The organism is Lysobacter enzymogenes, assembly GCF_017168095.1.
Lineage (GTDB): Bacteria > Pseudomonadota > Gammaproteobacteria > Xanthomonadales > Xanthomonadaceae > Lysobacter > Lysobacter enzymogenes_D.
On sequence record NZ_LXSD01000279.1, the window covers coordinates 1 to 11,107 of the forward strand.

At 70.8% G+C, this 11,107-nt stretch carries 11 protein-coding genes; 10 read left to right on the forward strand and 1 reads right to left on the reverse strand.

The window, feature by feature from the left end; all coding sequences use genetic code 11:
- From A7A76_RS08465 to A7A76_RS08480, 4 genes are all read left to right on the forward strand, one after another.
- A partial coding sequence (locus tag A7A76_RS08465; RefSeq protein ID WP_206410787.1) for a hypothetical protein occupies window positions 1–187 on the forward strand: 187 nt, incomplete at its 5' end.
- A 282-nt stretch (window positions 188–469) separates the two neighbouring features.
- Window positions 470–1,240, forward strand: a complete 771-nt coding sequence (locus A7A76_RS08470) for a YceI family protein (protein ID WP_206410788.1) — start codon at window positions 470–472, stop codon at window positions 1,238–1,240.
- Window positions 1,237–1,860, forward strand: coding sequence for a cytochrome b (locus A7A76_RS08475; RefSeq protein ID WP_206410789.1), 624 nt, complete (start codon window positions 1,237–1,239; stop codon window positions 1,858–1,860). The genes A7A76_RS08470 and A7A76_RS08475 overlap by 4 nt, the downstream gene beginning before the upstream one ends.
- A complete protein-coding gene (locus tag A7A76_RS08480; RefSeq protein WP_206410790.1) occupies window positions 1,850–2,404 on the forward strand; it encodes a YceI family protein in 555 nt (184 codons plus the stop codon). The genes A7A76_RS08475 and A7A76_RS08480 overlap by 11 nt, the downstream gene beginning before the upstream one ends.
- A 163-nt stretch (window positions 2,405–2,567) precedes the next feature.
- Here A7A76_RS08480 and A7A76_RS08485 read toward each other — a convergent pair whose 3' ends face one another.
- Window positions 2,568–2,795, reverse strand: coding sequence for a glutaredoxin family protein (locus tag A7A76_RS08485; protein ID WP_206410791.1), 228 nt, complete (start codon window positions 2,793–2,795; stop codon window positions 2,568–2,570).
- A gap of 212 nt (window positions 2,796–3,007) precedes the next feature.
- On the opposite strand from A7A76_RS08485, the gene A7A76_RS08490 reads away from it, so the two are divergent.
- From A7A76_RS08490 to A7A76_RS08515, 6 genes are all read left to right on the forward strand, one after another.
- Window positions 3,008–4,411 carry an L-serine ammonia-lyase gene (locus tag A7A76_RS08490; RefSeq protein WP_206410792.1) on the forward strand — a complete coding sequence of 468 codons (1,404 nt, stop codon included), beginning with the start codon at window positions 3,008–3,010 and terminating at the stop codon, window positions 4,409–4,411.
- Between the two features lie 13 nt (window positions 4,412–4,424).
- Window positions 4,425–5,141, forward strand: a complete 717-nt coding sequence (locus A7A76_RS08495; protein WP_241200817.1) for a hypothetical protein — start codon at window positions 4,425–4,427, stop codon at window positions 5,139–5,141.
- Window positions 5,142–5,143: 2 nt separating this feature from the next.
- Complete coding sequence (locus A7A76_RS08500; protein WP_206410793.1) at window positions 5,144–5,842, forward strand: alpha/beta fold hydrolase; 699 nt, start codon at window positions 5,144–5,146, stop codon at window positions 5,840–5,842.
- A gap of 481 nt (window positions 5,843–6,323) precedes the next feature.
- Window positions 6,324–9,182 carry a xanthine dehydrogenase family protein molybdopterin-binding subunit gene (locus A7A76_RS08505; protein WP_206410794.1) on the forward strand — a complete coding sequence of 953 codons (2,859 nt, stop codon included), beginning with the start codon at window positions 6,324–6,326 and terminating at the stop codon, window positions 9,180–9,182.
- Window positions 9,179–9,760 (forward strand): (2Fe-2S)-binding protein, encoded by a 582-nt coding sequence (locus A7A76_RS08510; RefSeq protein WP_206410795.1) that lies wholly within the window; start codon window positions 9,179–9,181, stop codon window positions 9,758–9,760. Before A7A76_RS08505 ends, A7A76_RS08510 begins: the two co-directional genes overlap by 4 nt.
- Complete coding sequence (locus A7A76_RS08515) at window positions 9,757–11,031, forward strand: c-type cytochrome (protein ID WP_206410796.1); 1,275 nt, start codon at window positions 9,757–9,759, stop codon at window positions 11,029–11,031. The genes A7A76_RS08510 and A7A76_RS08515 overlap by 4 nt, the downstream gene beginning before the upstream one ends.
- Window positions 11,032–11,107 lie beyond the last annotated feature (76 nt).

An 11,107-nucleotide genomic window follows, 5' to 3' on the forward strand; every position in this document is an offset into this window, starting at 1 on the left:
CACGGCGCCGCCGCGGCCAGGCCGGCGCACAACCACAGCGCCCGCGCCCCGGCTCGCGCCGCGCGCGCTCGCGCGCCTAACCGCATTGCCCGCATCCGGTTCCCTCCCGCTTCGAAACAAGCCGTCCTGGCGGCGCATCGGCGGCGCGCAGGACAGCGAAACTGACGCCTCGCTGACGAACGGCTGACCGCATCATGGCCGCCGGATTACGGTTTGCGTGACCGTATCCGGCACTTTCCCCGGGCATAAGGCTCGGCGATAACCGGTCCGCGAGGCAAGTCACGGAACTTCCGCCCCGCTGCGCGCCTCGTTTTGTTGCCGGGCCGCCTGCCGGGAATCCGCTCCGGAGGATCGCCGCGACGAGTCCGGTCCGAATGCGCCGCCGCGCCGAAACGGATCGTTGCGCGCGTCTGGACGCGGCCTTGCGCCGCTGTGCCTAGAATCCCTGCCGAACCTTGCCGGAGCTGCCATGTCTCTCAACCGCCCTTGCGCCATCGTCCTGGCCGCGCTCGCCGCGCTGCCCGGCGCCGCTCTCGCCGACCCGGCGCCGGCGGACGCGCCGGCGGGCCTGGCCAGCTACGGCTTCGACCCGGTCCACACCCGGGTGATGTTCGCCCTGTCCCACGCCGGCTTCTCCCAGGCCATCGGCACCGTCTCCGGCGCCGCCGGCAGCCTGCGCTTCGACCCGGCCGACTGGCGCAGCGCCCGCCTCGACGTGCAGGTGCCGCTGACCCGGCTGGACCTGGGCGACGACAAGTGGAACAAGGCCGCGCTGGCGCGCAACCTGCTCGACGGCAAGCGCTGGCCGACCGCGCGCTTCGTGTCCGCGCAGGTCGAACCGGCCGCCGGCGATCCGCAGCGCTTCAAGGTCTGCGGCACCCTGAGCCTGCACGGCGTCGACGGCCCGCTGTGCCTGGACGTCAAATTCAACGCGCTCAAGCGCCATCCGTTGCCGCCGTTCCACCGCACCGCCGGTTTTTCCGCTACCGGCACGCTCAGCCGCGCCGCGTTCGGCATCGACGCCTGGAAGTCGGTGATCGGCGACGAGGTCGAGCTGCGCATCGAAGCCGAAGCGGTGCGCGACAAGTACGTCGGCGACTCGCCCAAGAGCGCGGCCCCCGCCGCAGCCGGGGACGACGGCGCCGACGCCCAGGCCGATCCGCCTGCACCTTCGGATTCCGCGCGACCCGACCCCGCACCGCCCGCCCCCGCCCAGCCCCGACCGGAGCCCAGCCGATGACCTTGAAGAACACCGCCGACCGATGGGGCCCCGTCAGCCAGTCGCTGCACTGGCTGATCGTGCTGCTGATCACCGCCCTGGCCATCATCGGCCTGACCATGACCGACATGAGCAACGGGCCGTCGAAGATCAAGATCTACGCCCTGCACAAGTCGCTGGGCCTGACCTTGCTGGCGCTGGTGGCGCTGCGCCTGGCCTGGCGCGTCTACGCCGGCGCGCCCCGGCCGGTCGCCGGCACGCCGCACTGGCAGGAACGCATCGCCTCGCTGACCCATTGGGCGCTGTATGCGCTGATGTTCGCGCTGCCGCTGTCGGGCTGGCTGTTCAACTCCACCGCCGGCTACCCGCTGCAGTACTTCGGCCTGTTCAACCTGCCCAAGCTGGCCGCGCGCAACGAAGAACTCGCGCAGTTGAGCCGCAACCTGCACGAATACGGCTTCTGGCTGCTGCTGGCGCTGGTGCTGGCGCACGCCGCGGCCGCGTTCTACCACCATCTGTTCCAGAACGACGACACCCTGACCCGGATGCTGCCGGGCCGGCGCCGCCTCGCCAGCGCCGCCGCCGAGCCGCAACCCGCCTCCCCTTCCCCCGCTTCCCCGGAGAACCGCAATGCGCCTTAAGTCCCTGGCCCTGGCCGCCGCCCTGACCCTCGCCGCCGCGCCGGCCTTCGCCGCCGACTACGTGCAGCAGGCCGGCTCGACCCTGACCTTCGCCACCAAGTACCAGGGCGAAGTCTTCGCCGGCGTCTTCCCCGGCTTCACCGCACGAATGAGCTTCGACCCGGCCAGGCTCGACGGCTCCAAGCTCGACGTGGTGATCCCGCTGGCCGGCGCCAACTCCAAGAACGCCGAACGCGACGACACCCTCAAGGGCGCGGATTTCTTCGACATCGCCAAGTTCCCGCAGGCGCGCTACAGCGCGACCAAGTTCCGCAGCCTGGGCGGCGACAAGTACGCCGCCGACGGCAGCCTGACCCTGCGCGGCGTCAGCCAGCCGGTCGTGCTGACCTTCACCTGGACCCCGGGCGACAAGCCGGTGCTGACCGGCAAGGCCACGGTCAAGCGCCTGGACTTCAAGGTCGGCGACGGCGACTGGAAGGACACCTCGATCATTCCCAACGAAGTGGCGGTGAGCACCAAGGTCACCTTCGCGCCGGCCAAGTAAGCCCGCGCCGCAAGCACAAACGGGGCCCACGCGGCCCCGTTTTTCTTTGCGATCTCCCTGTAGGAGCGGCGCGAGCCGCGACCGCGGCAACGCAACTGCGTCGAAACTTGCGTCGTAGGTGCGTTGTCGCGGTCGCGGCTCGCGCCGCTCCTACAGGGGGGGCTTAGGGCTCGCCCAGCCAGACCGTCAGCTTCGCCGCATCGAACGGCCAGTCCAGCTCCACCCCGCGCGCCTCGTCGCGCAGCACCGGCACCCGCGTGCCGTAGCGCGCTTCCAGCGCCGCGTCCTCGTCGATGAAGACGCTCTCGAACTCCGGCGCGCGCGCCTGCGCCAGCGCCGCCAGGGCCAGGTCGCACAGGTGGCAATCGTCGCGTTGGAACAAAGTCAGCACAGTCGCTTCCTGGTCGGGTCGCCGGCGCGCGGCCGGCGGCTGTTCAATGCGCCCGGGTATGGCGCAATCGCGTGCGGCGCCGCGCAAATTCGGGCGCGGAGCGACGCGGGCCGCGCGTAGAATAAGCGTATACACGCCCTCGCGGCGCCGGCGCGCCGCGCCGCCTCGCGCGGGTCGCCAGCACCGTCCGACCCCAGTTGGAGCAGCCAAACGTGGCAGTCAGCAGTTTCGACCTGTTCAAGATCGGCATCGGCCCGAGTTCCTCGCACACCGTCGGGCCGATGCGCGCCGCCGCGCGCTTCATCGAACGCTGGCTGGTGGAAGGCTGCGGCCAGGGCGAAGCCGGCGCCGACCTCGCCCGCACCGCGCGCGTGCGCGCCGAAGTGTTCGGCTCGCTGGCGCTGACCGGCCGCGGCCACGGCACCGACAAAGCCGTGCTGATGGGGCTGGAAGGCCATTGGCCGAACCAGATCGACCCGGACATCATCCCGGCGGCGCTGGAACGCATCCGCAAGACCAAGCGCATCAATCTGTTCGGGCGCCACGAGATCGGCTTCGACGAGAAGCACGACCTGATCATGAACAAGCGCCAGAAGCTGCCGTTCCACACCAACGGCATGCGCTTCACCGCCTTCGACGGCGACGGCAACGTCATCGCCACGCGCGATTACTACTCCGTCGGCGGCGGCTTCGTGGTCAACCAGGACGAGGCGGCCGAAGACCGCATCGTCGCCGACACCACCGACCTGCCCTACCCGTTCCATTCCGGCGACGAGCTGCTGGCGCAGTGCGCGCGCAGCGGCCTGTCGATCGCCCAGCTGATGATGGCCAACGAACGGGTGTGGCGCAGCGACGAAGAAATCAACGCCGGCCTCGACGAAATCTGGGCGGCGATGCAGTCGTGCGTGAACCGTGGCATCCGCGAGACCGGCACCCTGCCCGGCGGCCTGCACGTCTCGCGCCGCGCGCCGACCTTGCACGCCGAACTGTCGGCGAAACCCGAGGCGGCGATGCGCGATCCGCTGACCGTGCTCGACTGGGTCAACCTCTACGCGCTCGCCGTCAACGAAGAAAACGCCGCCGGCGGCCGCGTGGTGACCGCGCCGACCAACGGCGCGGCCGGCATCATCCCGGCGGTGCTGCACTACTACGACCGCTTCTGCCCCGGCGCCAACCTGCAGGGCGTGCGCGACTTCCTGCTGACCGCGGCCGCGGTCGGCATCCTGTACAAGGAAAACGCCTCGATCAGCGGCGCCGAAGTCGGCTGCCAGGGCGAAGTCGGCGTGGCCTGCTCGATGGCCGCCGCCGGCCTGGTCGGCGCGCTCGGCGGCAGCGCCAGCCAGATCGAGAACGCGGCCGAGATCGGCATGGAGCACAACCTCGGCCTGACCTGCGACCCGATCGGCGGGCTGGTGCAGATCCCGTGCATCGAGCGCAATGCGATGGGCGCGGTCAAGGCGATCAACGCCTACCGCATGGCCATGCGCGGCGACGGCAAGCACAAGGTCAGCCTGGACAAGGTCATCAAGACCATGCGCGACACCGGCCGCGACATGCAGGACAAGTACAAGGAAACCTCGCGCGGCGGCCTGGCGGTCAACGTCATCGAGTGCTGAGGACGCACACGGCATGGACGCCCCGCTGAGACACACCGACGACGGCCACGGACTGTGGCGCTACGCCGGGCTGATCGAAGTGCGTTGCCCGCGTTGCGCGCGCGCAGGACAAGTGCGCGCACGGCGCGACAGCCACGAAGTGCGTTTCGCCTGCGCCGGCTGCGGCTTGCGGGCCGCGACGATGTCGTGCTGCGGGCTGCACGCGGCGCAGGGCGATTGGTTCGGACCGGTGCGCGCGTACGGGCGTCGGCCCTGCGGCTATTGCGGACACCAGTGGCTGGGCGTGAATCGCGTTTATCCGGGCAGACCCGCGCACGCGCCGCAACGGGTCAACGTGCGCTGCCCCGCGTGCAAACGCGACAGCGAGGTCGAGGTGCGGATGCACCCGCACCGCGGCGCCGAGCCGCGCGACCCGCACCTGGGCCTGCCGCTGCGCCTGCTCGAACCGACCCGTCACGGCCTGCTGTGGGCCTACAACGCCGAGCATCTGGACGAACTGCAGCGCTACGTCGCCGCGACCCAGCGCGAGCGCCTGCGCAGCGCCGGCAACGCATCGATGATCTCGCGCCTGCCGGCGTGGATGAAGCTGGCGCGGCATCGCGCGACAGTGCTCAAGGCGCTGCAGCGATTGCAAGCGCGACTGGTCGAGGACGACGACGCGCCGGCGCTCGCCGCGCAACCCGGGCAGGCGCGCGACCTCAGCCGCGCCGCGCGCCGCCGGCGCGGCTGAGCATGCGCTGCCTGGTCCTGCCCGGGCTCGACGGCGGCGGCGCCTTGCTGGCGGACTTCCTCGACGCGATGCGGCCGCGCTTCGATGCGCGCGCGCTGGTGTATCCCAACGATCCGGCGCTGGGCTACGACGAACTGGTCGAATGGGTGTGGCCGCAACTGCCCGCGCAAGAACCCTTCGCGCTGATCGGCGAGTCCTTTTCCGGCCCGATCGCGATCCGGCTCGCCGCGCTGTGCCCCGCACAACTCAAGGCGCTGGTGCTGTGCGCATCGTTCGCGCGCGCGCCGCGGCCGCCGTGGTCGCCGCTGGGATTGGCGGCGCTGCCCGCGTGGACGCATGCGCTGCCGTTGCAGCGCGCGCCGCTAGCAGCGGTCACGCGCATGACCTTGGGCCGGTGGTCGACGCCGCAGCGGCGGCAACGGCTGCGCGCCGCGCTGGAGGTCTTGCATCCGGCGGTGCTGCGCAAACGGTTGGGCGAAATCGCGCGTGCCGACGCGCGCGCGGCGCTGGCCGAAGTCATTGTGCCCACGCTGTACTTGCGCGCCACGGCCGACCGATTGGTATCGCACGACAGTTGGGACGAGATCCGACGCGCACGGCCGCAAACCCAATGCATCGCCCTGGACGCACCGCATTTCCTGCTGCAGGCGCGCGCCGACGAGGCCGCGGCGCAGATCGGGCGCTGGCTCGATCGCTGCTGAAGCGCGCGGCGTGGGCTGAGCGAAAGGCGTCGGACCTGAAGGCCCTCTTACAACAGCAAGACAACCGATGTGGTTCGTAAGAGGCTTCAACCTCGATGCGCCGCGCTTGGATGCCTGCTGGCGACCTGAACCGAAAGCGTCGGGCCTGAAGACCCTCCCACAACAGCAAGGCGACCGGCGCGATTCGTAAGAGGCTTCAGCCTCGATTCGCTGCGCCTGGAGGCTTCATGGCGACCTGAGCCGAAAGCGTCGGGCCTGAAGGCCCTCCCACAACAGCAAGGCAACCGACGCTCCTTGTGGGAGGGGCTTCAGCCCCGACGCTGTCCGCTCCGACGCGACACACCCCGCACACCTTCGCTCACGCTGTTTCATCCCCTGCGCCACACCCGCCGCACACCGCCCGCACGCACGCGGATTTCACCGCATTTTGCCCCGCACCATGCGCTTACTATGGCCCGGAGTCCGCCGGAGCCAGCCGCGTATGCCAGCCCGCCTCAGCCGCCGCGATTTCCTCAAGTGCAGCGTGATCGCCGGCATCGGCGTCTACGTCGCCGCGCCCGGCAGCGCCGCGCTCGCCGCCCTGTTCGAACGCGAACGCCTGCGGCCGATGCCGTGGGATCCGGCCACCGGCCGCATCCGCTACCGCACCGACGCCGCCGCCAAGGCCAGCGGAGAAAAGGTCTTCAGCTTCGACATGCGCTCGCGCGACCTGCCCGGCTGGCCGCGCGAGCAAGCCCACGCGATGCTGCTGCGCGCGACCCTGGCCGACCGCGTCTACCAAGGCTTCGACCTGTCCTCGCTGCCGGCCGACCTGCAGCCCGACCGCATCGTCGGCGCCGACGACCTCGCCCGCGACGGCGTCGCCTTCCCCGCGTTCTACGGCGACGACCCGCTGCTGCCGCCGGGCAAGACCCCGGCCTATCTCGGCCAGGCCGTCGCGCTGCTGATCTGGAACGACTTCGCCCGCTTCCGCGCGGCCAAGAACCGGCTCAGGTTCCGCCCCGAGCTGATCCGCTGGGGCGCACAGACCGGCCCGCTCGAACGCGCGCCGTGGGCCACGTTCCGCTACGTGCGCGTCGGCGGCGGCGACGCCTACGCCGACGATGTCTATTCCAGCTACAAGGACACCGTGCTGTTCCCCACCGGCTACCGCAAGCAAAATCCCGAGTGGGTCAAGGGCGACGCCGGCGGCAAGCTCGACGCGCAGGGCGTGGCCCACGCCGATGCGATGGAGGCCGAACTGGCCACACCGGCCGCCGGCAAGCTGGTGATCGAGCGCGAATACTTCTCGCAATCCATCGACACCGCGGCGATGGAACTGGACAACGCCAACGGCTGGTTCGATGCCGAAACAGGCACCGTGCATTTGGTCAGCGCGACCCAGTCGCCGAACGAAATCGCCGAAGACGGCGCGCGCATGCTCGCCGCGACGCGCTTCGGGGTGAAGCGGCTGGTGCTGCATCCGTGCTACACCGTCGGCTACGGCTCCAAGGACCACAACCCGTTCCCGTTCGTGGCGCTGATGGCCGCGCTGTACGGCGGCGGCCGGCCGGTGCGGCTGGCCAACGACCGCTACGAACAGTTCCAGTCCAGCCTCAAGCGCCACAGCTTCCGCATGCGCTACCGGCTGCAGGCCGACCGCGCCAGCGGCAAGTTCGAGATATTCCACGGCCGCATGACCGGCGACGGCGGCGGGCGGATGAACTTCTCGCCGTCGGTGTGCCTGGTCGCGGCGACCGCGGCGCAGTCGATCTACTACTTCCCGCGCAGCGACCTGAGCAGCACCGTGATCGCCTCGCGCGCGCTCGACGCCGGCTCGGCGCGCGGCTACGGCACCTTGCAGAGCATGGGCGCGACCGAGATGCTGATCGACGAAATCGCCGCCGAACTCCAGCTAGACCCGATCGAACTGCGCCTGCGCAACGTGTTCGCCACCGGCATGAAGAACACCCAGGGCGCGATCCCGGCCGGCGCCCAGCGCGCCGACGAGGTGCTGCGCAAATCGCGCGAACACCCGCTGTGGACCCAGCGCCACAAGCGCAAGCGCGAGTACGAAGCCGCCCATCCCGGCAAGCGCTACGGCGTCGGCTACGGCTGCGTGCAGAAGGATTACGGCACCGGCGGCGAGGCCGCGTTCGCCGAGGTCGCGCTGACGCCGCAGGGCCGCATCCGCCTGCGCCACATCGGCGTCGAGATGGGCACCGGCATGGCCACCAGCCAGGCCGCGGTGTGCGCGAAGTGGCTGGGCCGCCCGGCCGACGAGGTGCTGACCGGCGAAACCGACTGGTCGGCGCTGCCGATGCACGCCACCGACGACACCTGGACCATGTCGCAGGCGACCCAGGACGCGCACGTCGGCGATCCGCGCTGGACGCCGAACTACGCCAGCCCGTCCAGCGCCAGCAACTCGGCGTTCTTCTTCAGCCACGCCACCCGCGAAGCGGCGCGGCTGGTGTTCACCCAGGGCTTATGGCCGGCGGCGCTGGCGCTGTGGGGCCAGGGCTACGGCGGCGGCCAACTCGCGCCGCTGGCGGTGCGGCGCGAGGACGCGCGCTGGGTCGAAGGCCGGCTCAGCGCGGCCGGGCTGGCGCCGCTGACGCTGCAGCAACTCGCGGCCAAGGCCTTCGAACTCGGCCTGGCCACCGGCGCGACGGTGCACGGTTTCAATCGCTGGCAATGGGCGGAGGCCGACTATCCGCTGTCCGGCGACGACGCGCGCCTGCCGCTCGACGGCGTCGCCCTGCGCTGGGGCGACGGCCGCGGCGCCGGCGCGGGCACGCCGACCGCCGACGGCTATCGCATGATCGAACGCAGCCGCGCGCATTACCCGCCGACCCAGCGCAACAACGCCGGCGTGACCTATTACGCCGCCATCGGCACGATCGCCGAAGTCGCGGTCGATACCGCGACCGGCCGGGTCGAACTGCTCGACCACCATTCGATTCTCGAATGCGGCACGCCGATCGTTCCCGAGTTGGTGTCGAGCCAGTTGCAAGGCGGCCTGGCGATGGGCATCGGCCACGCCCTGCACGAATTCCTGCCGCTGTACGAAGGCGGCCCCGGCGACGGCACCTGGAACTTCAACCGCTACGCCCTGCCGCGCGCGCACGACGTCGCGGTGTGGGCGCAGAGCGGCGAGCTGCTGCCGCCGCTGTCGCCGAGCGACGCGCCCAAGGGCATCGCCGAGGTGGTGATGATCGCGATCGTGCCGGCCATCGCCAACGCAGTGAACCACGCCACCGGGCTGCGTCTGCGCGAGCTGCCGATCACTCCCGACAAGGTGCTGACCGCGCTCGCGGCCGCCGAGACCGCGCAGCGCGCGCGCGAGGCCCACGCATGAACCAGAGCAGCCTGCGCCTGAAACCCTTGCGCTTGCGCATCAACGGCCGCGACCACGGCCCCATCGACGTGCCCGACGACATGATGCTGGTCGACGTGCTGCACGAATACCTCGGCCTCACCGGCACCCGCTTCGGCTGCGGCCAGGGCGTGTGCCGCGCCTGCACGGTCATCGTCGACGATGAGCACGGCCCGCGCGAGGTGCGCAGCTGCATCACCGGCGCGCATTACTTCCAGGGCAAGTCGATCCGCACCGTCGAAGGCCACGCCAAGCGCGACGCCGACGGCGCGCTGGTGGAACTGTCGGCCGTGCAGCAGGCGTTTCTGGATCACTTCAGCTTCCAGTGCGGCTATTGCACGCCGGGGTTCGTCAATGCCGCGACGGTGTTGCTCGAGCGCCTGGGCAAGCAGCCGGGGCGCGAGTACGCGCGCGACGAACTGCGCGCGCTGATCCTGGAGGCGCTCGATCCGCACCTGTGCCGCTGCACCGGCTATGTGCGCTATTACCAGGCGGTGGAAGCGCTCGTACTCAAGCTGCCCAACGTGCGGGTGCGCGCGCAAGCGGAGACGCCGCGATGAGCAAGCGCCGCTGGAAACGCCTGATCCTGTGGGCGCTGCTGATCGCGCTGGTGTGGTTGGCCGTGGATGCCTTGATCGGTTGGTGGTATCGCCGCGGGCCAGCGGTGCAGGTGACGGCCACGCCAGCCCAGATCGAACGCGGCAAGTATTTGGTCGCCGCCGCCGACTGCGCCGCCTGCCACACCGCCGACGGCGGCGCGCCGTTCGCCGGCGGCGTGCCGCTGGCCTCGCCGTTCGGCGTCATCCACGGCACCAACATCACCCCCGACGCCGACAGCGGCATCGGCCGCTACAGCGCCGACGATTTCTTCCACGCCATCACCCGCGGCGAAGCGCGCGACGGCCATCAGCTGTATCCGGCCATGCCCTACGTGTCGTACAAGACCCTCGAGCGCGCCGACAGCGACGCGATCTACGCCTATCTGATGACGCGACCGGCGGTGAAGCAGCATAACCTCGCCAACGGCGTCGGCTTTCCGTTCAACATCCGCACCGGCATCCACGCCTGGAACCTGCTGTTCGCCGGCGCGCAGGCGCGGCCGGCCTCGCAAGGGCAGTCGCCGGCATGGAAGCGTGGCGAATACCTGGTCGAAACCCTCGGCCATTGCGGCGAATGCCACAGCCCGCGCGGCTGGCTCGGCCAGGTCGACCGCGCGCGGCCGCTGGCCGGCAACGACGCGCTCGGCCGTTTCGCCGCGCCCGCGCTGACTCCGCAGGCGCTGGCCGCACGCGGCTGGGACCGCGCCGGCCTGCAGGCCTATCTCGCCGGCGGCGTCGCCAAGCATGCGGTGGCCTCCGACGAGATGCTCAAGGTGGTGAACCTGTCGACGCGCTGGCTCAGCGCCCAGGACATCGACGCCATCGCGACCTATCTGCTCGGCGACGCGCCGCCCGCGGCCGTCGCATGGACGGCCGCCGCCGCGAACGGCGGCGACGCGCCCGCGCAATCGCACTACTTCGCCCTGTGCGCCGGCTGCCACGGCCGCGACGGCCAGGGCGTGCCGCACGTCGCGCCCGCGCTGGCCGGCAACACCGGCGTGCGCGATCGCGATGCGCACAACCTGATCGTGGCGATCCTCGACGGCCTGCCCGAACACGATCTGCCGGGGCTGGAGCGGATGCAGGAGATGCCCGGCTTCGCCGATCAGCTGGACGACCGCGACGTCGCCGCGCTGGCGCAGTGGCTGCGCGGCCGTTATGGCGGGCAGAACGCGGCGGTCGATCCGGCCCAGGTGCGGCGCTTGCGCGAAGCGGCCGGCGCGAAGCACTGAACCGCGAGCGCCGCGCTATAGCCCAATGCATTACGGCGGTCGCGGCGGCGCTGCCCTACGATGGCCTGCCGTCACT

Bases quoted from the DNA above. Each gene is read 5' to 3' on its own strand.
- A7A76_RS08470 (WP_206410788.1), top strand. From the start codon at position 470: ATGTCTCTCAACCGCCCTTGCGCCATCGTCCTGGCCGCGCTCGCCGCG.
- A7A76_RS08475 (WP_206410789.1), top strand. From the start codon at position 1,237: ATGACCTTGAAGAACACCGCCGACCGATGGGGCCCCGTCAGCCAGTCG.
- A7A76_RS08480 (WP_206410790.1), top strand. From the start codon at position 1,850: ATGCGCCTTAAGTCCCTGGCCCTGGCCGCCGCCCTGACCCTCGCCGCC.
- A7A76_RS08495 (WP_241200817.1), top strand. From the start codon at position 4,425: ATGGACGCCCCGCTGAGACACACCGACGACGGCCACGGACTGTGGCGC.
- A7A76_RS08500 (WP_206410793.1), top strand. From the start codon at position 5,144: ATGCGCTGCCTGGTCCTGCCCGGGCTCGACGGCGGCGGCGCCTTGCTG.
- A7A76_RS08505 (WP_206410794.1), top strand. From the start codon at position 6,324: ATGCCAGCCCGCCTCAGCCGCCGCGATTTCCTCAAGTGCAGCGTGATC.
- A7A76_RS08510 (WP_206410795.1), top strand. From the start codon at position 9,179: ATGAACCAGAGCAGCCTGCGCCTGAAACCCTTGCGCTTGCGCATCAAC.
- A7A76_RS08515 (WP_206410796.1), top strand. From the start codon at position 9,757: ATGAGCAAGCGCCGCTGGAAACGCCTGATCCTGTGGGCGCTGCTGATC.